The sequence below is a fragment of the Cellulomonas timonensis genome (genome assembly GCF_900046455.1).
GTDB classification, from domain to species: Bacteria; Actinomycetota; Actinomycetes; order Actinomycetales; family Cellulomonadaceae; genus Cellulomonas_A; species Cellulomonas_A timonensis.
In genome coordinates, this window is sequence record NZ_FCOT01000012.1 from 1 (window position 1) to 21,252 (window position 21,252).

The 21,252-nt window shown below is 70.1% G+C and carries 11 protein-coding genes and 3 rRNA genes; 2 read left to right on the forward strand and 12 right to left on the reverse strand.

Features of this window, described 5'->3' with window-relative positions; genetic code table 11:
* Positions 1-42: 42 nt before the first annotated feature.
* From rrf to BN3788_RS19265, 6 genes are all read right to left on the reverse strand, one after another.
* Positions 43-159: ribosomal RNA gene (gene rrf / locus BN3788_RS08480) — 5S ribosomal RNA — on the reverse strand.
* Between the two features lie 78 nt (positions 160-237).
* Positions 238-3,352, reverse strand: a 23S ribosomal RNA gene (locus BN3788_RS08485).
* A gap of 404 nt (positions 3,353-3,756) precedes the next feature.
* Positions 3,757-5,280: ribosomal RNA gene (locus BN3788_RS08490) — 16S ribosomal RNA — on the reverse strand.
* Together the 16S, 23S and 5S rRNA genes form the textbook arrangement of a ribosomal RNA operon.
* Positions 5,281-6,119: 839 nt before the next feature.
* Positions 6,120-7,067, reverse strand: coding sequence for a tetratricopeptide repeat protein (locus BN3788_RS08495; RefSeq protein WP_066584506.1), 948 nt, complete (start codon positions 7,065-7,067; stop codon positions 6,120-6,122).
* Between the two features lie 28 nt (positions 7,068-7,095).
* Positions 7,096-8,094, reverse strand: a complete 999-nt coding sequence (locus BN3788_RS08500) for a hypothetical protein (RefSeq protein ID WP_066584514.1) — start codon at positions 8,092-8,094, stop codon at positions 7,096-7,098.
* Positions 8,091-10,067 carry a hypothetical protein gene (locus tag BN3788_RS19265; protein ID WP_066584516.1) on the reverse strand — a complete coding sequence of 659 codons (1,977 nt, stop codon included), beginning with the start codon at positions 10,065-10,067 and terminating at the stop codon, positions 8,091-8,093. The genes BN3788_RS08500 and BN3788_RS19265 overlap by 4 nt, the downstream gene beginning before the upstream one ends.
* A 213-nt stretch (positions 10,068-10,280) precedes the next feature.
* Here BN3788_RS19265 and BN3788_RS08510 point away from each other — a divergent pair, with 213 nt between their 5' ends.
* Positions 10,281-12,521, forward strand: a complete 2,241-nt coding sequence (locus BN3788_RS08510) for a hypothetical protein (RefSeq protein WP_187138373.1) — start codon at positions 10,281-10,283, stop codon at positions 12,519-12,521.
* A gap of 26 nt (positions 12,522-12,547) precedes the next feature.
* Positions 12,548-12,979, forward strand: a complete 432-nt coding sequence (locus BN3788_RS08515) for a hypothetical protein (protein ID WP_066584519.1) — start codon at positions 12,548-12,550, stop codon at positions 12,977-12,979.
* A gap of 29 nt (positions 12,980-13,008) precedes the next feature.
* Here BN3788_RS08515 and BN3788_RS08520 read toward each other — a convergent pair whose 3' ends face one another.
* From BN3788_RS08520 to BN3788_RS08545, 6 genes are all read right to left on the reverse strand, one after another.
* Positions 13,009-13,839, reverse strand: coding sequence for an alpha/beta fold hydrolase (locus tag BN3788_RS08520; RefSeq protein ID WP_082812744.1), 831 nt, complete (start codon positions 13,837-13,839; stop codon positions 13,009-13,011).
* 93 nt (positions 13,840-13,932) lie between these two features.
* Entirely contained in the window at positions 13,933-14,751 is an 819-nt protein-coding gene (locus BN3788_RS08525) for an HAD family hydrolase (protein ID WP_066584522.1), read from the reverse strand.
* Positions 14,752-14,814: 63 nt separating this feature from the next.
* Positions 14,815-15,123, reverse strand: coding sequence for a hypothetical protein (locus tag BN3788_RS08530; RefSeq protein ID WP_066584524.1), 309 nt, complete (start codon positions 15,121-15,123; stop codon positions 14,815-14,817).
* Between the two features lie 84 nt (positions 15,124-15,207).
* Positions 15,208-16,662 carry a glycoside hydrolase family 1 protein gene (locus BN3788_RS08535; protein ID WP_066584525.1) on the reverse strand — a complete coding sequence of 485 codons (1,455 nt, stop codon included), beginning with the start codon at positions 16,660-16,662 and terminating at the stop codon, positions 15,208-15,210.
* Positions 16,663-16,824: 162 nt separating this feature from the next.
* Entirely contained in the window at positions 16,825-19,104 is a 2,280-nt protein-coding gene (gene yicI, locus BN3788_RS08540; RefSeq protein ID WP_066584528.1) for an alpha-xylosidase, read from the reverse strand.
* Complete coding sequence (locus tag BN3788_RS08545; protein WP_315969750.1) at positions 19,101-21,158, reverse strand: beta-galactosidase; 2,058 nt, start codon at positions 21,156-21,158, stop codon at positions 19,101-19,103. The genes yicI and BN3788_RS08545 overlap by 4 nt, the downstream gene beginning before the upstream one ends.
* Positions 21,159-21,252: the final 94 nt, after the last annotated feature.

Below are 21,252 nucleotides of genomic sequence, written 5' to 3' on the forward strand. Positions count from 1 at the left end.
CAGAAAGAGCCACCCCATAGGGGTGGCTCTTTCTGAATGATGTTCCGGCGGCGACCTACTCTCCCACACCCTGGCGAGTGCAGTACCATCGGCGCAGAGGGGCTTAGCTTCCGGGTTCGGAATGGGACCGGGCGTTTCCCCCTCGCTATGACCGCCGTAACTCTATGGAGATATGAATCTCGGGATGATTCCCGTTCGTATCTCGGGAACCGCACAGTGGACGCGTAGCAATGTAGTGTGGTGAAGTCATCGGCTTATTAGTACCGGTCAGCTCCAGCAGTCTTTCGTCCTGCCTTCCACATCCGGCCTATCTACCCAGTGGTCTAGCTGGGAGCCTCTCGGGGCACTAGTCCCCATGGAAACCTCATCTTGAAGCAGGCTTCCCGCTTAGATGCTTTCAGCGGTTATCCCTTCCGAACGTAGCCAACCAGCCGTGCTCCTGGCGGAACAACTGGCACACCAGAGGTTCGTCCGTCCCGGTCCTCTCGTACTAGGGACAGCCCTTCTCAAGTTTCCTGCGCGCGCAGCGGATAGGGACCGAACTGTCTCACGACGTTCTAAACCCAGCTCGCGTACCGCTTTAATGGGCGAACAGCCCAACCCTTGGGACCTACTCCAGCCCCAGGATGCGACGAGCCGACATCGAGGTGCCAAACCATGCCGTCGATATGGACTCTTGGGCAAGATCAGCCTGTTATCCCCGGGGTACCTTTTATCCGTTGAGCGACGGCGCTTCCACAAGCCACCGCCGGATCACTAGTTCCGACTTTCGTCCCTGCTCGACCTGTCAGTCTCACAGTCAAGCTCCCTTGTGCACTTGCACTCGACACCTGATTGCCAACCAGGCTGAGGGAACCTTTGAGCGCCTCCGTTACATTTTAGGAGGCAACCGCCCCAGTTAAACTACCCACCAGGCACTGTCCCTGGTCCGGATGACGGACCGAGGTTAGATATCCAGAGCGACCAGAGTGGTATTTCAACGTTGACTCCACCGACACTGGCGTGCCGGCTTCACAGTCTCCCACCTATCCTACACAAGCCGCACCGAACACCAATACCAAGCTATAGTAAAGGTCCCGGGGTCTTTCCGTCCTGCTGCGCGTAACGAGCATCTTTACTCGTAGTGCAATTTCGCCGAGTTCGCGGTTGAGACAGCGGGAAAGTCGTTACGCCATTCGTGCAGGTCGGAACTTACCCGACAAGGAATTTCGCTACCTTAGGATGGTTATAGTTACCACCGCCGTTTACTGGGGCTTAAATTCTGAGCTTCGCCTTGCGGCTGACCCGTCCTCTTAACCTTCCAGCACCGGGCAGGCGTCAGTCCGTATACATCGTCTTGCGACTTCGCACGGACCTGTGTTTTTAGTAAACAGTCGCTTTCCCCTGGTCTCTGCGGCCGTCCACGCTCCCCCAGCAAGTGGGATCACGCTTCGGGCCCCCCTTCTCCCGAAGTTACGGGGGCATTTTGCCGAGTTCCTTAACCACGATTCTCTCGATCGCCTTAGTATTCTCTACCTGACCACCTGAGTCGGTTTAGGGTACGGGCGGCTAGAACCTCGCGCCGAGGCTTTTCTTGGCAGCATAGGATCACCCAATCATCCCGCATTCGCGGTCACCATCAGTTCTCAGGCTATGTGAGAGGCGGATTTGCCTACCTCTCGCCCTACAACCTTGGACGTGGACTACCATCGCCACGCTGGGCTACCTTCCTGCGTCACCCCTGTTAATGCGCTTACCTACTGCCGGCTCGGGTCGCGCGCTCCCCCGCCCGGTGTCCCCGAAGGGACGATGGACGGCTTCGGGCGCTTAGCATCACCGGGGTCGGTATGGGCGGTTCTTCGCCGGTACGGGAATATCAACCCGTTGTCCATCGACTACGCCTGTCGGCCTCGCCTTAGGTCCCGACTTACCCAGGGCGGATTAGCCTGGCCCTGGAACCCTTGGTCATTCGGCGGACGGGTTTCTCACCCGTCTTTCGCTACTCATGCCTGCATTCTCACTCGTGTGGCGTCCACCGCTGGGTCACCCCGCGACTTCACTCGCCACACGACGCTCCCCTACCCATCCACACGCCTGAACCCCACAAGGGGGCTGAGCTATTGTGTGAATGCCACAGCTTCGGCGGTATGCTTGAGCCCCGCTACATTGTCGGCGCGGAATCACTTGACCAGTGAGCTATTACGCACTCTTTCAAGGGTGGCTGCTTCTAAGCCAACCTCCTGGTTGTCTGTGCAACTCCACATCCTTTCCCACTTAGCATACGCTTAGGGGCCTTAGCTGGTGGTCTGGGCTGTTTCCCTCTCGACTACGGAGCTTATCCCCCGCAGTCTCACTGCCACGCTCTCACTTACCGGCATTCGGAGTTTGGCTAACGTCAGTAACCTTGTGGGGCCCATCGGCTATCCAGTAGCTCTACCTCCGGTAAGAAACACGTGACGCTGCACCTAAATGCATTTCGGGGAGAACCAGCTATCACGAAGTTTGATTGGCCTTTCACCCCTAACCACAGGTCATCCCCTCGGTTTTCAACCCAAGTGGGTTCGGTCCTCCACGCGGTCTTACCCGCGCTTCAACCTGCCCATGGCTAGATCACTTCGCTTCGGGTCTAGAGCACGCGACTGAATCGCCCTATTCGGACTCGCTTTCGCTACGGCTTCCCCACACGGGTTAACCTCGCCACGTACCACTAACTCGCAGGCTCATTCTTCAAAAGGCACGCTGTCACCCCTGCTAGGGAGGCTCCAACGGATTGTAGGCACACGGTTTCAGGTACTATTTCACTCCCCTCCCGGGGTACTTTTCACCTTTCCCTCACGGTACTTGTCCGCTATCGGTCACTAGGTAGTATTTAGGCTTAGCAAGTGGTCTTGCCGGATTCACACGGGATTTCTCGGGCCCCGTGCTACTTGGGATCCCCTTCGGGAGGCCGCGTCATTTCGTCTACGGGGGTCACACCCTCTGTGCCGGGCCTTTCAATGCCCTTCGACTATAACGCGGCTTTCTGACTCCCTGCTGATTCGGCAGAACCAGCTGAAAGGTCCCACAACCCCGCACACGCAACGCCTGCCGGCTATCACACGCATACGGTTTGGCCTGATCCGCTTTCGCTCGCCACTACTCACGGAATATCTCTTCCTGTCGGTACTGAGATGTTTCACTTCCCGACGTTCCCTCCACACACCCTATATATTCAGGTGCGGGTCACTGGACATGACTCCAGCGGGGTTTCCCCATTCGGAGATCCTCGGATCACGGTTCGTTTGCCAACTCCCCGAGGCTTATCGCAGGCTACTACGTCCTTCATCGGCTCCTAGTGCCAAGGCATCCACCCTGTGCCCTTAAAAACTTGACCACAATAATTTCTACAAAGATGCTCGCGTCCACTGTGCAGTTCTCAAGCTACGAACGATCCCCGTGCTGACACCGGCGCCTGCCCAAGAACACCTGGGCGGTTCGACCGATCACACGGACCCGTATCCAGCCACCCCACCGCAACCCATCCGAAGACGAGCCAGCGGGGCAACCCGAGACAACAACCTTCCGGCTGTTCCCTCAGGACCCAACAGTGCGCCAAGCCCACCCCTCACACGACCCCCCGCGTTCCAGAACCGGGCAAGCCCGGGACGTACTAGAAGGAGGCCGCATCGCGGCCGGCCATAGTCGATGTTCCACCCTTGAGCTCCACCCCCGGCTCGTTCGGCCAGGGACATGGGCCTGGACCCGGCCCCCGAAGAGACCTGGCCAGATGCTCCTTAGAAAGGAGGTGATCCAGCCGCACCTTCCGGTACGGCTACCTTGTTACGACTTAGTCCCAATCGCCAGTCCCACCTTCGACGGCTCCCCCTCTTGCGAGTTGGGCCACCGGCTTCGGGTGTTACCGACTTTCGTGACTTGACGGGCGGTGTGTACAAGGCCCGGGAACGTATTCACCGCAGCGTTGCTGATCTGCGATTACTAGCGACTCCGACTTCATGGGGTCGAGTTGCAGACCCCAATCCGAACTGAGACCGGCTTTTTGGGATTCGCTCCACCTCGCGGTATCGCAGCCCTTTGTACCGGCCATTGTAGCATGCGTGAAGCCCAAGACATAAGGGGCATGATGATTTGACGTCATCCCCACCTTCCTCCGAGTTGACCCCGGCAGTCTCCTATGAGTCCCCGGCATGACCCGCTGGCAACATAGGACGAGGGTTGCGCTCGTTGCGGGACTTAACCCAACATCTCACGACACGAGCTGACGACAACCATGCACCACCTGTACACCGACCTTGCGGGGAGCACATCTCTGCACTTTTCCGGTGTATGTCAAGCCTTGGTAAGGTTCTTCGCGTTGCATCGAATTAATCCGCATGCTCCGCCGCTTGTGCGGGCCCCCGTCAATTTCTTTGAGTTTTAGCCTTGCGGCCGTACTCCCCAGGCGGGGCACTTAATGCGTTTGCTGCGGCACGGAACTCGTGGAATGAGCCCCACACCTAGTGCCCAACGTTTACGGCATGGACTACCAGGGTATCTAATCCTGTTCGCTCCCCATGCTTTCGCTCCTCAGCGTCAGTTGCGGCCCAGTGACCTGCCTTCGCCATCGGTGTTCCTCCTGATATCTGCGCATTCCACCGCTACACCAGGAATTCCAGTCACCCCTACCGCACTCTAGTCTGCCCGTACCCACTGCAAGCCCGAGGTTGAGCCTCAGGTTTTCACAGCAGACGCGACAAACCGCCTACGAGCTCTTTACGCCCACTAATTCCGGCCAACGCTTGCGCCCTACGTATTACCGCGGCTGCTGGCACGTAGTTAGCCGGCGCTTCTTCTGCAGGTACCGTCACTTTCGCTTCTTCCCTGCTGAAAGAGGTTTACAACCCGAACGCCGTCATCCCTCCCGCGGCGTCGCTGCATCAGGCCTCCGCCCACTGTGCAATATTCCCCACTGCTGCCTCCCGTAGGAGTCTGGGCCGTATCTCAGTCCCAGTGTGGCCGGTCGCCCTCTCAGGCCGGCTACCCGTCGTCGCCTTGGTAGGCCTTCACCCCACCAACAAGCTGATAGGCCGCGAGCCCATCCTTGACCGATAAATCTTTCCAGACGCTACAGATGCCTGTGCGTCTCGTATCCGGTATTAGCCGCCGTTTCCCGCGGTTATTCCAGAGTCAAGGGCAGGTTACTCACGTGTTACTCACCCGTTCGCCACTGATCAGACAAGGCAAGCCCTGTCATCACCGTTCGACTTGCATGTGTTAAGCACGCCGCCAGCGTTCGTCCTGAGCCAGAATCAAACTCTCCGTAGATGTCTCATGGCACCCTGCCACCGAAGCGGCAAGGAAACCGACACACGAAACAGCCCCACTCGAAAGCAGGACCAGTTAATTCGGCTGATTCGAGCATGCCACCCACGGGGTGGACGACACACTCAGTCAACCAAGACTCACCAACCAGCAACCCCCCACCGAAAAGCGGGGAACCACCAGACGATGAACCATCTTGGCATCGACTACTTGGCACACTGTTGAGTTCTCAAGGAACAGACGCGCATCCTGCAGGCCTCGCAACCTGCCCGGAGGCAACCGTTCTAACCTACCGGAGATGCTTCCCTCAGTCAAGTCCCTCATTCGAGGCACCGAACTGGAGGAGCTCCTCCGTTCCCAGCGCGACACTCTCACAGCGGCGAGACCGCTGCGATCGTGGTGTGTGGGTGGCTGCTCCGGCGATCGGCCGCCGAGGTCCTTCCCTCGGTGTCCGCTGCTCGCTCGGAGGCAACCGTTCAAACTTAGCCGAGCCGCTTCCCTCCGTCAAACCCGCCGCTTCCGGCTGATCCTCGGGGTGAGACCGCGTCTCTGACCGGGCATCGTTCCGAGACCACGACATGGTCGCGATCTCGATGACACCTGGGTGGCCGCTCCGCGGGACCGGCCTCCGAGGATCTCTCCTCGTGTCCGTTCCTCCCTGCCGGGCGACATCCAGAACATTACGAGTGGGTCGCGCCGAGCGTCAAGCGAGCAAGCCGTGATCTGAGTCACGGGCGCATCCAGGTCGTTGAGCAGCCGGAACGTCGAAGGGCCGGCGCTGGACGCGTAGATCGCGCGGGCGCCGGCCCCTCCACCACGTCGGCCCGCACAGGGCCGCGCGCTCAGTACAACGCGTTCGCGAGCGCTCGCCGGGCCGCCACCACCCGGGGGTCGTCCCCGCCGGCGACCTCGAACAGGTCGACGAGTCGCTGCCGCACGGCCTCGCGCTCGTCGCCCGCGGTGACCCGGACGACGTCGATCAGGCGCGCGAAGGCGTCCTCGACCTTCCCACCCAGCACATCGAGGTCGGCGACCAGGAGCTGGGCGGCGACATCGGACTGGTTCGCGGCAGCGGCGGCGCGGGCAGCGGCCAGGTCGGCGTCACGGGTCCGCTCGAGCAGGCCGACCTGGGCGAGGCCAGCCCGCGCCATGTCGTCGCGCGGGTTCTCCTGGAGCGCCTGCGTGTACGCCTCTTGGGCTGCAGCGAGGTCGTCGCGCTCGATCGCGTCGAAGGCGGCCTGGTGCAGCGGGGGAAGCGGCGGCTCCTCCTCTTCGGCCGGCACGTCGGCCGGGGCGGCCTGGTCGGCCAGCGGCGCGACCCCGGTGATCCCGTTTGCCGCGGCGGCGGCGAGGACCTGGTCGAGCACCCCGCGGACCTGGTCCATCGGGAGGGCGCCCTGGAACAGCGGGAGCGGCTGACCGGCGAGCACCGCGACGACCATCGGCACCGACTGCGCCTGGAAGGCCTGTGCCACCTGCGGGTTGGCCTCGACATCGATGCGCGCGAGCAGGAACCTGCCGTCATGCTCGGCGGCGAGGGCCCCCAGGTCGCGGGCCAGCGCCGTGCTCACCTCGCTCCACGCCGCCCAGAGCAGCACCACGACCGGGTATTGCGTCGAGGACTGGACGAGCGCGGGGAAGCTGGCCTCGTCGACGTCCACCGTGTACGGACCCGGGGCGGGCGGGCCGCCCGGGGCGCCCGGCGGCGGCGTGGACGGGCGCGCGAGACCCGAGAGGTCGATCGCGCCCCGGACATCGAGGGGCGGCTGCTGGCTCGGCGGCTGGCTCATCGTCAGTTCTCCTGCGTGGGCGTGTGGCTCACTCGCCGGTGACGGCGGTGAGGGAGTGCTCGGCGGCGAGCACCTGGACCTGTGTCGTCACCGAGCCTGTGGGCGGCACGTAGAAGACGATGACGTCCGACCACGTCCTGGAGAGATTGTTCCCGACACTGGCCTTGCCAGCCAACGCCACCTCGAACGGGTCGGTGAGCGTGAGACTCCCCCGCGTGATCGCCAGGGTCGTCACCGTGCTCATCTCGGCCACCACGAGCGCTCCCCCGTCGGCCGTGGACAGCGCGATGACATCGCCCACCGGGGTGTACGTCTCGGTGGCCGTGCCGACGGCCTCCACGCTCGCCTGCGACTCCGCGCGCCGACCCTCGATCGTCGTGCGGAAGAAGTCCGAGGCGAACGTCGCGGCATGCGGCGACGCGTCACCGTTCGTCAGCACGTCGACATACTGCGCGACCAGGTCTGCCGGCTTCACGACGAGCGTCTCGTCGTCGAGCGCCACCGGGTTGCTGCCGATCTCGATGTCTGCCGTGCGCGGCATCTGCACGCCGCCGCCCAACCGCGCCCAGCCCCACAACTTGTAGGGCTCGCGAGGCGACGCCTGCTGCAGCACCAGGATGCGCGGCGCCTGCAGGTCCTCGGGCTGCTCCGTCACGACGAGCTGGGTGCGCGGCCACGTGGTGGTGTCCGGCACGATGCTCGACTGCGCCGCGACGGGCAGCACGGTGGGCAACTTGGCCCCCGCGGTCGCGGTGGCCCGGACGTACTCAGCCGTGCGGGCGGCCAGCGCCGGTCCCGTGACCCGCTCGGCGAGCAGGGCCGGGTCGAGCGCGGCGTCCGCCTCGGCCAAGACCTCGCCCAGACGAGTGAGGACATTCTCGGACTGCGCGGCGGTCAGCACCGGAGGCGCCACGGCCTGGGCCGCCTCCGGCTGCGGCTGCGGGAGCGGGCTCGAGCACGCCCCCAGGGCGAGGCAGCCCGCGAGGACCACGGCCCCGGCGCGGGCGCGGCGGATCCGGGAGGTCATCTGTGCTCACTCTCCTCCGGGTCGCGGCCCGGCTCGTCGTCGGCGGGGGTGATGCCCCCGGGGATGCCCCAGGCCCGGCGCCAGGCGTCGCCCCGGGGCGCGGCGCCCTCGGGGTCGCCGACGTGGGACCAGCTGGGCTGGGCGGCGGACGGGGTCGAGCCGGCCGGGCCACCGGGGCCGCGGGTGTCGGCGGCGTCGGGACGGCTGCCCGTCGGGGGCACGGCGCCCCAGGCGGGTCCGGCGGACACGCCCCGCGGCTCGGCTGCCGGCCGGGGGCCGTCGACTCCTGCCCGACGGAGCTCGGCGCGCGACAGCGGGCGGGTCGTCCCGCCGGGCTGGCCCGGCTCCGAGGGCTCGGGCACCGGCGACGAGGGCCGGGCGCCGCGGGAGACCCAACGGCTGCCCAGCGTCGGCATCTCGCGTCGACGGCGCGGGTCGGGCGTGGCGTCGTCCAGGGCGGACGGGCTCCCGGCAGGGACGTCAGGGCCTGCCGGCCGCGCGGACGGGGCCGCCGCCCCGCTCACATGGGAAGGCAGCGGCACGGCCGCCGCGGCAGGAGCCTCGTCGGCCGGGCGGCCGAGCAGCCACGACGGCCGACGCGACGCGGGCCGGTCGTCCGAAGCAGCGGTGGGTGACGGCGCAGCGGGTGACGGCGCGGCGGGTGACGCTGGTGAGGGCGTGGCCGCCGACGGCGCCGGGCTCTGCGCGCGATGGCCTGTGGTAGTCGCATCGGCGCGATCGGGCCCACGCCGAGAGAGCCACGACGGTGTCGCGGGGCCGGGCACGTGGGCTGGGCCGGGCCCCGTGGGATTCGCGTCGAGGCGGCCCGCTGGAGCCTGACCGTCGTGGCCGGCGGAAGCGGGGCGTGCAGGTCCCGCCGAGGTCGCGCCGGCGACGGATGCGGCGTCGGCGGGCGCGCCGGATGTCGCGCGCGCGGGGGTCGCAGCCGGAGAGCTGGGCGCCGACGGGGCCGATATGGGCGACCTGTCGGACGTCGGGGCCTCCGCGGCAGTGGAGTCGGCGTCATGAGCGCGGTCGGCGCCCTGGCGGCTGGGAGCCGCTGCGGCGCCAGCGGAGCTGAGCTCGCGGAGCTGTCGCCGCGTGAGCCCGGCGGTGGATCCGCGCGAGCCCACGGTGCCCGTGATGGCGGGGATGGCGCCGGTCAAGACGGGGTGCCACTCGGGCTCGGCCTGGCCGCGGCGGGCGCGCCGCCACTGCCGCACGCCAAGGAAGAGGCCAGCGGCGATCAGGAGGCCGCCGACGACCAGTGCCGGCACGAGCCACGGCGTGGTCACGGCGCGCGGCCACGACAGCGTCAGGGTGGGGGCGTCAGAGCCGACGCTCGCCACGAGCAGGCTCCAGCGCCCCGGCTGGTCCTCCCAGGTGAGCGTGGCCGTGCCGTTCCCCGTCGCCTCCGCCACCCACAGGTCGGAGCCACGGGGGTCGGCGGCCGTCACGGCCTCGTCGGCGCCCTCGGCCGCGGCGTCGCCCTCGGGCACAGCGCCGTCCTCGGGCACGGCGCCGTCTTCGGTCGCGCCGTCTTCAGGCGCGGTGCTCTCCTCAGGCGCGGTGCTCTCCTCAGGCGCGGTGCTCTCCTCAGGCGCGGTGCCCTCGTCAGTCGCCGTGTCATCGGCGGCGCCCGTGCCTGCCACGTCCTCAGTGCGGAGCTGGTCCCAGCTGGACAGGCCGGTGACGCGCACGTGCGCGTCTTCCCCCACCCAGCCCGACACATCGGTGTCGCGGCCGACGGCGATGGCCACCGGCGTGTCGCCCGGGGCCTCGACCGTCACGGTGACCGGATCCGCAAGATCGAGCACGCCGGGGTCGGCCACGAGCAGATGGGCGTCCCCCTGGGGGGTGGCCGAGGCCACGAGCACGTCGTCGCCCCGCCACACCGTCGCGGACGCGACGCCGAGGCCGATGACGAGCAGGCCGAGGGCGCTGAGAATGGCGGCAGTAAGTCGATGGAGCACGCAGGATCCTCCCGAACGTCGACCGCCAGGGTAGACGAGGGCGCTGGATGCTTCCGGACGAACCCGTCACCCCCGGAACCGGCTCGCCGCCCGGCGATGTGGAGGACTCCCCCGTAACCGGCCAGTATCCTGGCGCCGGACTACCGGCCGACCGTGCCGAGCCTTGATCGAGGCCGTCCCGGACCGGCGCTCAAGCGCCCAGGAGGATCCCCCGTGGCAGAGGACCGTTCACCCTTCCCCGTCGTCAACTTCCGTGGCTACGAACGAGCCCCGGTCGATGCCCGGATCGAGGCGCTGGAGAAGGCGTTGGCGGACGCTCGCGCGCAGGTCGAGTCATTGGACTCCCGCACCATGCAGGTCGCCGGGGAGCTCTCGGAGGCGCACCGCCAGCTCCGTGAGGCGGAGCGTCCCACCTACTCCGGCCTGGGCTCGCGCATCGAGCACCTGCTGCGCTCGGCCGAGGAGCAGTCCTCCGACGTGGTCCAGCAGGCCAACGCGCAGGCCTCGGACGCCCTGGCGCGGGCCAAGCTCGCCGCGGGCCAGCTCCGCGCCCGTGCCGAGAACGAGGTCGCCGAGCTGCTCGGGACGGCCCGCCGGGAGGCGGAGGAGGTCCGCAGCACCGCCAACGCCGAGGCGGAGAGCGCGCTCGCCGCCGCCCAGCGCCGCGCCGAGGAGCTCGTCGGCTCCGCCGAGCGCGAGGCCGCGCGCATCCAGAGCGCGATCACCACCGAGGAGAGCGAGCGCCGGAGCACGCTCGAGCGCGAGCTCGGGACGTTGCGGGCCACCGTCGAGCGCGAGGCCACCGAGCTGCGCATCTCCACCGAGCGCGCCGCCACCGAGCTGCGCACCCGCACCGAGGCCGAGACGAGCGCCGAGCGCGCCGAGGCCGAGCGGTACGCCCAGGACCTGCGGCAGGGGGCCGAGGCCGACACCACAGCGCTGCGGCAGCGCGCGGACGCCGAGATCGCCGCGATGCGCGCCGACGCCGAGCGGTTCGCGGCGATGCAGCGCTCGGTCGCCGCCACCGAGGTCGCCGAGGCGCGCCAGGCCATCGCCGCCGAGGTCACGTCGCTGCGCGCCGAGGCGCACGAGTACGCCGACAACGTCCGCTCCAAGGCCGAGCGCGAGACCGCCGCCCTGGAGCAGCGCGTCGCCGCCGAGGTCACCGCGCTGCGCGCCGAGGCCGAGCAGTACGCCGGCTACGTGCGGGCCAGCGCCGAGCGGGAGACTGGCGAGCTGCGCGCCGCGACGGCCGACGAGGTCGCCGCCGCCCGGTCGGAGGCCGAGCAGTCCATCACCTCGATGCGCCTGGAGGCCGAGCACTACTCGGTGGAGGTCCGCGCCCAGGCCGAGCGGGAGACCGCCGAGCTGCGCGAGCGTGCCGAGCACGAGACGCAGCACCTGCGCGCCGCCGCCGAGCGCGAGACCACCGAGCTGCGGGACACCGCGCAGCGCGAGGTCGCGGAGCTGCGCGAGCAGGCCGAGCGGGAGACCGCCGAGCTGCGCGAGAGCACCCGTGTCGAGGTGGAGCGCCAGCTCACCGAGACGCACCGCACTGTCGCCGAGATGACGGCGACGGCCAAGGCCAGCGCCGACGCGCTGGTCCGGCAGACGGAGGAGGCGCTGACCGACGCCGAGCTGTCCATCGCGGCACGCCGCGAGGCAGCCGAGCGCGCCGACGCCGAGCGGCACGAGGCGGCGCGCCGGGAGACCGAGCGCCTGGTCGGGGACGCCGAGGCGCACGCCAGCGAGGCCGAGCAGCGCGTGGCGAAGGCGCTCCAGCAGGCGGAGAAGGTCCGCACCGACTCCGAGGCCCACGCGAAGGAGCTGCTCAGCAACGCGCGCCGCAACGCGGACCGCGTGGTCGCCGAGGCGCGTGAGCACGCCGAGAAGCAGCTCACCGAGGCGATGACGGAGGCCGAGCGCGAGCGCACGTCGGCCCAGCGCCAGGTCGAGGACCTCAACCGCCAGCGCGAGTCGATCACGTCCTACCTGGACGAGCTGCGGAACCTGCTGGGGAACGACCCCGTCCCCACTCGTCAGACCCTGGAGCAGGCCGAGAAGGCCGAGGCCCAGTTCGCCGCGGCGCAGAGTGACCGCCCCGCCGCGACGCGGACCGAGCAGCCCACCCCGCCCGCGAGCACGGGGACGCTGCGGTCCGTGCGCCCCGTGGGCAAGGTGCGTCCGGCGCCCGTCTCGGCGGCCTCGACGGCGTCCCAGCCCGCAGTCGCCCAGCCTGCAGTGGCTCGCGACGCGAAGCCGGCGGGCAAGGCCTCGGACAACGGCACGCGGAAGGCGGCCGACAAGCCGTCTGACAGCGCCAAGCCTGCCGACAGCGCGAAGACTGCTGGTGGCGCCAAGTCCATGCCGGCAGAGAGCAGCAAGCCGGCAGAGAGCAGCAAGCCGGCTGAGAGCAGCAAGGCCGCGGACGGCGCCAAGCCCTCGGACGGCTGATCCCGGCACGGCGAGGAGGTCCACGGATGAGCACTCCGGACGCGGCGAGCTGGCGTGAGCAGCGCAGCGAGGCCGCCGCAGTGCATGCCGAGGCGCTCGAGCGGCGCCGGGTGGCCGAGTCCGACCGTGCCCGCACGCTGATCGCCGCGTTCGTGCGCCAGGCGCGCGAACGCGGCGTCGAGCCGGCGCCGCTGCGTGCCCGCAGCTATGACGGGCGCCACCGGTACCGCACCCACCTGCGCGGGTGGTACTTGCGCCGGGACGAGAGCGTCGCCGTCGGCGTCGACGGCGAGTTCTACGTGCTGAGCGTCCCGGCGTCGCTGCAGGCGGCACTGCGCGGCGCGTCGGTGCCGCCGCGGGACCCGCCGCTGGTGATCGGCGCGGGCGGCAAGGACGGCGAGTCGCTCGCCCTGCCGATCGCGCTGGCCCGCGCGCTGGGCGACGGCCCGGGTCGCTGAGCGTCAGCCGAGGTGTCGGGCGGGCAGGATCAGGCGTCGGCCGCGTCCACGCGCTGGGCCAGGTCGCCCAGTCCCGCCGCGACTGCGGCGGGGTCCTCGACGGCGGTCATATGCCCGCTGCGCACCACCACCACGAGTTGCGCGGCGGGCAGCGCCGCCGCCATCGGCTCGGCCACCGAGGCGGGCGTGACCTGGTCCTCGTCGCCGACCAGCACCATCGCGGGCCCCTCGAAGGCGCGCAGCAGGTGGCTGCGGTCCGGCCGCGCCGCCATGGCGCGCTGGGACCAGGCGACGCCGGTCGGCTGCTGGTCCTCGATCCACGCGGTCAGGGTCGCGGCGAGCGTCGGGCGGGCGGCACGGGTGGACTCGCCGAGCAGGGCTGTCCCCATCGGCAGCACCTCGGCGACCGAGCCCGTCTCCTCCACGGCGTCGGCGATCCGGAGCCGGTTCACCCGCGCGTCGTCGTCGTCGGCCGTGGCCTTGGTGTCGAGCAGCCCGAGCCCGGCCACCAGGGCGGGGTGGCGCTCCAGCAGCGCGAGGGCGACATAGCCGCCCATCGACAGGCCTGCCACGACAGCACGGTCGATGCCCCGCTCGGCGAGGGCCAGCGCGACCGCGTCGGCGGCGGCCTCGAGCGCGGGCGGGGTGGGCAGGTCGACATCGGCCGAGCCGCCGAGGCCGGGGAGGTCGACGCCCAGCACAGTCCGGTCGCCGGGGAGCTGGGCCACAGTGGACTCCCACATGCGCGAGTCCACCGGGAAGCCGTGCAGCAGCACCAGCGGCGTGGAGCCGGCCGTGCCGCCGCGCAGCTCGCGGACCGCGAGCGCGGGGATGGGCGCGTCGCCTGGGGTGGCGGTCATACGGTCTCCTCGGTGTCGGACGCCGGGCCGGCCGCGGCGTCGGGCTCGGCGCCGATGACGGGGCCGGACCAGGTGTGGGCAGCGTCGACGAGCCTATCCGCGCCGGGCGAGGCCTTCGAGTGCGGCCTCGAGCTGCCGGGCGACCCCGTCGTCATCGTTCGAGGCGCAGGTCCGCGACGCCGCGGCGCGCACTGCCGGGTAGGCATTCGCCACCGCGAAGGACTCCCCCGCCCACGCGAGCATCGGCAGGTCGTTGGGCGCGTCGCCGAACGCCCACACGTCCGCCGCCTCGATGCCGTGGCCGGCGGCCCAGTGCGCGAGGGTCGAGGCCTTCGTGACCCCGGGGCCGGTGATCTCCGCGAGGCCCTGGGCGCCCGAGTCGGCGACGATCGCGCGCTCGGCCAGTGCCGCGTGGACGTGCTCGAGCAGCTCGACGGGCCCGAGCGCCGTGGAGCGCAGGAGCAGCTTGAGCGTCGAGCCGGCGAGGGCGTGGGTCACGTCGACGGTGTGCGCGGCGTCCCACGGCGGGGCGGCGTTGGCGCCGAAGCCCGGCTCGGCGGCGAGGCCGTGGATGCTCTCGACGGCGAACGACGCCCCCGCGACGGCCCGCCGCAGGTCGTCGACGAGCTCGGCGACCAGCTCGGGGCCCATGCCGCGGTCCACCAGCACGCTGCGCTCGTGCACGTCGTAGACGGCCGAGCCGTTGGCGCAGATCGCGGCCCCGTGCCCGCCCACGGCGGCGCGCAGCTCGTCCACCCAGCGCGGCGGACGCGCGGTGACGAAGACGACGCCGATCCCGGCGTCCTCGACGGCGCGCAACGCGTCGCGGGTACGGGCCGAGAGGGCGCCGTCCGACCGCAGCAAAGTGCCGTCGAGGTCGGTGGCGATGAGGCGGGGGACGCGGGGGTGCACCTGGCCGACCCTAGCCGCCACGGCGCGGCCGGACCGGGGACCCTCCGCTCAGCGGCGGGTGGCTCAGCGGCGTGGCCCGCGACGGCCTCGAGCGGCCCAGCACGCGTTGTGCCAGTGCCGGCGGTCGTCGAGCGCGGCCTCGGCCCCGAACATCCCGTCGGCGGCCCAGGCGACGACGTGCGCGGTGCCGGGCGCGATGAGCTGATCGCAGCCGGGGCAGCGGTAGGGACGGTCAGAGCCGCGCACGTCCTGCACCGTCCACTCCCCGTCCGACCCGGCCTCGGTGCGGCGGCCGCCCCGCAGGCGGTCGGGGTCGAGCGGGACGTGCTCGGTCCCGTAGGGCCGTTTGGTCGATCGACGTCCGCTGGGCACGGGTCCATCCTCTCTCAGTCCCGCGCATGCGAACGGCCGCCCGCCCTGTCGGCGGGACAGGGTGGGCGGCCGTGGCGCTCGGGGTCAGCCCAGGCGGGGCGCCGACTCCACGGTCGGGATCTTGCCGGTGCGGACGAGCTCGCCGTACCAGTACGAGGAGTCCTTGCGGGTCCGCTCGAGAGTGTCGTAGTCCACGCGCACGATGCCGAACCGGCGGTCGTACCCGTAGGCCCACTCGAAGTTGTCGAGCAGCGACCACACGAAGTAGCCGCGCACGTCGACGCCCTTGTCCATGGCCGCGCCGACGGCGTCGATGTGGTCGTGCAGGTAGCTGACGCGGCGCTCGTCGTGCACGCGGCCGTCTGCGGAGAGCTCGTCGTCGAACGCGGCGCCGTTCTCGGTGATGGCCAGCGGCAGGCCCGGGTAGGCGTCGTGCAGGTCGAGCAGCAGCTCGGTGAGGCCGTCGGGGTCGATGTTCCAGCCCATCGAGGTGTGCGGGCCGGGCATGGCCATCCACTCGATGTCGTCGGTGGCGGGCCACGGGCTCAGCGGCGAGGACTTGTGGCCATCCGGGCCGGGGCTGCCGTCGCCCGGCACGCGGGGGGCGTCGGACTTGCGGACCATTCCGGTCGAGTAGTAGTTGACGCCGAGCACGTCGACCCCGCTGTTGATGATCTCCAGGTCGCCGTCCTGCACGAAGGACCAGTCGGTGACCGACGCGGTGTCCTGGAGCACATCGGCCGGGTAGGCGCCGTCGAGCAGCGGGCCGAGGAACACGCCGTTGGCCAGGCCGTCGATGCGCCGCTTGGCGTCGACGTCCTCGGGGGCGGTGCTGGCGGCGCGGGTGACGTGCAGGTTGAGAGTGATGGAGATCTGCGCGTCGGCGCCGACGATCTCGCGGACCGCGCGCCCGCCCAGGCCGTGGGCCAGGTTGAGGTGGTGCACGGCGGCGAGGGAGTCGGCGTGGTTCTCCCGGCCCGGCGCGTGCACGCCCGAGGCGTAGCCCAAGTAGGCGGAGCACCACGGCTCGTTGAGGGTGGTCCAGATCTTCACGCGGTCGCCCAGCGCCCCGGCGACCACTGCCGCGTAGTCGGCGAACCGGTAGGCCGTGTCGCGGGCGGGCCAGCCGCCGGCGTCCTCGAGGGCCTGCGGCAGGTCCCAGTGGTACAGCGTGACGACGGGGTCGATGCCGGCCTCGACGAGCTGGTCGACGAGCCGCGAGTAGAAGTCGAGGCCCTTCTGGTTCACGGCGCCGGAGCCGGTGGGCTGGATGCGCGGCCAGGCGACGGAGAACCGGTAGGCGTCGAGCCCGTGCGCCTTCATCAGCGCGACGTCCTCGGCGGTGCGGTGGTAGTGGCCCACGGCCACGTCGCCGGTGTCGCCGTTGAGCACCTTGCCGGGCGTCTGGGAGAACGTGTCCCAGATCGACGGGCCGCGGCCGTCTTCGGTGGTCGCCCCCTCGATCTGGTAGGAGGCGGTGGCGGAGCCCCAGAGGAAGTCGGCGGGGAACTGCCGACCGGACGGGCGCGAGGTGGTCATCGTCGATCCTTCGTGGAGGGGCGTCCGGCGCCGTCGCTGGCGCCTCTCAACCGGCAGGCCAGGCTACCGATCGAATCGTTACGATACAACAGTGGGAGCGTGACCGCGAGGTCTGCGGGAGCGTTTCCATCGCTCCGCGCAGACCCCGTCGGCGCCCTGGCCTCACAGGCGCAGCTCGACCACCCCGACTCCAGCGGGCGCCTCGCCGCGCGGGCCGCCCACGACCTGCACGGACCATGGCAGGCCTGCGCCCGTGGCCTCGACGCGCACCAGGCCGCCGAGGCGCGTCACGGTGAACGTGGCGCCGCCCGTGCCGCCGAGCCCCGGCACCCAGGTGGTCGAGCGGTGGCCGTCCTCCACCTCGAACAGGTGCAGCGTCACACCGTCGGCATAGTCGTAGTCCGGCCGGTCGGAGCGCGCGCCGACCGGCAGCACCGTCCCGGGCCGCACCAGCAGGGGGAGCGAGTCGAAGCCGTGCCGCTGGCGCACCCAGCGCGGGCCCGTGACCTGATCGCCCGTCAGCAGGTCGGTCCAGACGCCCTCCGGCACGTACAGCTCCACGTCGCCCTCGGCGTTGAACACGGGGGCGACCAGCAGCGCGTCGCCCAGCATGTACTGCGTGTCGATGGCCGCCGTGCCGCGGTCCTCGGGGAACTCGAGCGCCATCGGGCGCATCACCGGCACGCCCTCCTCATGCGCCTGCGCGCCGATGCGCGCCAGATACGGCATGAGGGAGAGCTTGAGCCGGGTGAACCGGCGGGTAACGTCCACCGCCTCCTCGTCGAACGCCCACGGCACCCGGTAGGAGTCCGAGCCGTGCAGCCGGCTGTGCGAGGACAGCAGCCCGAACGCGAGCCAGCGCTTGAACACCGCCGGGTCCGGGGTGCCCTCGAAGCCGCCGATGTCGTGGCTCCAGAACCCGAAGCCCGACATCGCCAGCGACAAGCCCCCGCGCAGCGACTCCGCCATCGACACGAAGGTCGACTCGCAGTCCCCGCCCCAGTGCACCGGGAACTGCTGCCCGCCCGCGGTGGCCGAGCGCGCGAACAACACCGCCTCCCCCGCGCCCTTCTCCTCCTCGAGCAGCTCGAAGACCGCCTTGTTGTAGAGGTGCGTGTAGTAGTTGTGCATCCCGGCCGGGTCGGAGCCGTCATGCCAGACGACGTCGGTGGGGATGCGCTCGCCGAAGTCCGTCTTGAACGCGTCGACGCCCATGTCCAGCAGCGCCCGCAGCTTGCCCTGGTACCAGGCCGTGGCCTCGGGGTTCGTGAAGTCGACGAGCGCCATGCCCGCCTGCCACAGGTTCCACTGCCACACCGAGCCGTCCGGGTTCGTCACCAGGTACCCGCGCTCGCGCCCCTCCGCGAACAGCGCCGAGCGCTGCGCGATGTACGGGTTGATCCACACGCAGATCTTCAGGCCCTTGGCCTTGAGCCGCGCGAGCATGCCCGCCGGGTCGGGGAACGTGGCCGGGTCCCACACGAAGTCGCACCAGTGGAACTGGCGCATCCAGAAGCAGTCGAAGTGGAAGACCGACAACGGCAGGTCCCGCTCGGCCATGCCGTCGATGAAGCTGGTGACAGTCGCCTCGTCGTAGCTCGTGGTGAAGGACGTGGAGAGCCACAGCCCGTACGACCACTCGGGCACCCGCGCCGGGCGGCCCGTGAGCGCCGTGAGTTTGCGCAGGATGTCCTTGGGCGTGGGCCCGTAGATCACGTAGTACCGCAGCGACTGGCCCTCGACGCTGAACTGCGCGCGCGAGACGACCTCGGTGCCCACCTCGAACGAGACGCGCTCGGGCTGGTCGACGAAGACCCCATAGCCGGCGTCGGTCAGGTAGAAGGGCACGTTCTTGTAGGCCTGGTCGGAGGCGGTGCCGCCGTCGGCGTTCCAGATGTCGACGGTCTGGCCGTTCTTGACCAGCGCGCCGAACCGCTCGCCCAGCCCGTAGACATGCTCGCCGACGCCGAGCGTGAGCTGCTCGCGGACGAAGTGGCGGCCCTCTGCGTCAGTGATCACTCCGACGCTGCGCGGCGTCGACGTGGTCAGCGTGCGCCCGTCGGCCTGGAAGTCGACGGTCCACTCCCCCTCGGTCGCGACCCGCGCCGTCAGCCCCCCCGAGCGGAACGTCGCCACCGGCTCGCCGGTCAGCTCCGGCCCGGCGACCTTGACGTCGGCCACCGCGCTCGCGAGCTCGAACCTGGGGCCGCGCTCGACGCCGCCCTGGAAGTGCTCGATGGTCACCCCCACCACGTCGTCCATCGGCGTGTGGAAGGACACGGTGATGAGCGGGCGGTTGAGCGTGTCGCCTCGCGTGGCGAGCGGGCCCGTCGCCGCGTACAGCGTCAACGTGTCGGCGCCGGCGACCACGTCGTCGACCGCCTGCGGCCGCAGGATGCTCACGCCCGGCAGGACCTGCCAATAGCCATCGGTGAACTTCATGAGGTCCTCTCGATCAAGGCGACGACGCCCTCGGGTGGGAGATGCGCCGTGCCAGCGTGGTGGGCGCCGGTCAGCAGGTCGTGGAACGAGCCCGGGAGCACGACCTTGCGCTCCTCGGAGCCCGCGTTGAACAGGAACAGCACGGGGCCGCGGCGCACGGCCTCGACACCGTCGGGCGGGTGGTCCAGCACGCCGCGCACCCCGGCCGCCTCGGCGCACTGCCGCACGACCTCGTCGAGCACCTGCTGCGGCGGCGTGGCGGCCACGTACCAGGCCTCGCCGCCCGACGAGTGGGGGTGGCGGACAATCGCGGGGCAGCCCTCGAGGTCGGCGCCCATGAACTCGGCCACCGCCTCGCCGCCCTCCAGGCGCAGGCGCTCGGCCCACATGTGCGCGGTGAAGTCCCAGATGGCGTCCGATGCCACCGGGGCGCCAGAGTCCGGCAGCGGGCACTGCTCCTCGCCGGACGCGCCGACCAAGTCGGCGAACGGCACGGGGAACCGCCCCTGGCGGACGTGCCCGTCGCGGTCCGCGACAGCGGAGAACGGCCCGAGCAGCAGCACGCCGCCGCGCTCGACGACGCCCCGCAGGTTCTGCGCATCTGGGTCCTCGAGGAGGTAGAGCTGCGGGACGACGACCAGGTCGTAGCCGGACAGGTCGGAGCCAGGATGCACGACGTCGACGGCGACGCCCGCCTGCCACAGCGGCCGGTAGTAGGCCCGCACCTGGTCCATCACGCGCAGCCGGTCGGAGGGCTGGGCGGGCTCCTCGGCGGCCCACCAGCTCGACCAGTCGAACGCGATCGCCACGCGCGCCTCCACGCGCTCCCCCACCACCGACGCCAGCAGGCGGAGCTCCGCGCCGTGCGCGCGCACCGCCCGGTGCAGGCGCGTGTCGGGCCCGGCATGGGGCAGCAGCGCCGAGTGGAACCGCTCGGCGCCGAAGGCCGAGGCCCGCCACTGGAAGAAGCAGGAGCCGTCGGCGCCGCGGGCGATGGCGCGCAGCGAGTCCAGGCGCATCCGCGCGGGGGACTTGGGCACGTTGTGGGCGCGCCAGTTCACGGCGCCGGCGGCCTGCTCCATGACCATCCACGGGCCCCCGCCCGCCAGCGAGCGCATCAGGTCGTGGGTCAGCGCCAGCATCGCCGGCGATTGCGCGTCCGCCGGGTCGCCGTAGACGTCGTCGGCGACGACGTCGACGTGGGGCGCCCAGCGCCAGTAGTCGGTGGCGCGGTGGAAGCCCATGAGATTGGTGGTGACGGGGACTCCGGGCGCGAGCTGCCGCACCAGGTCGCGCTGCTCCAGGTAGAGCGCCAGGAGCTGGTCGGAGACGAACCGCTGGTGGTCAAGCACCTGCGAGGGGTTGAGCAGGTAGGGGGCGGCGCGCGGCGGGACGATCTCGCCCCAGTCGTCGTAGCGCTGGCTCCAGAACGACGTGCCCCACGCCCGGTTGAGCTCGGCGATGGTCCCGTGGCGGCGACGCAGCCAGGCCTGCAGCTCGGCCCCGCACAGGTCGCAGTGGCACACCTGGCCGTACTCGTTGCCGATGTGCCACATGCGCACGGCCGGGTGGGCGCCGTAGCGCTCGACGAGCGCCCGGGCGATGGCGAGCGACCGCTCGCGGTAGACCGGGGACGACGGGCAGAAGTGGTTGCGCGAGCCATGGCTGAGCCGCACCCCGTCCCTCGTCACCGCGCGGGCCTCGGGCCACCGGAGCCCGAGCCACGGGGGCGGCGAGGCGGTGGGCGTGGCCAGGTCGACGGCGATGCCGGCCGCGTGCAGCAGCCCCAGCACCTCATCGAGCCAGTCGAAGTCGTAGTCGCCGGGCCGCGGCTCGAGGCGGGCCCAGCTGAAGACGCCGAGCGTCACGAGGTTGACCCCGGCCTCGCGCATGAGCGCCACATCCTCGCGCCACACCTCGCGCGGCCACTGCTCGGGGTTGTAGTCGCCGCCGTACAGGATCCCGAGGTCGCGGGTCAGGGCGTCGAGGCCCGGCCGGGCTCCCGCTGGCCCTGGCGCCGCTGCGCCCATCCGGCCCTGCGTGGTGATGTCCACGTTGCCCCCGTCGTCACCAGTGTCCGTCGCGTTCGGCGAATCATCGAAGCGGTTCAACACGCTAACCCCCGAAAGTGAGCGCGTCCAGCAGGTA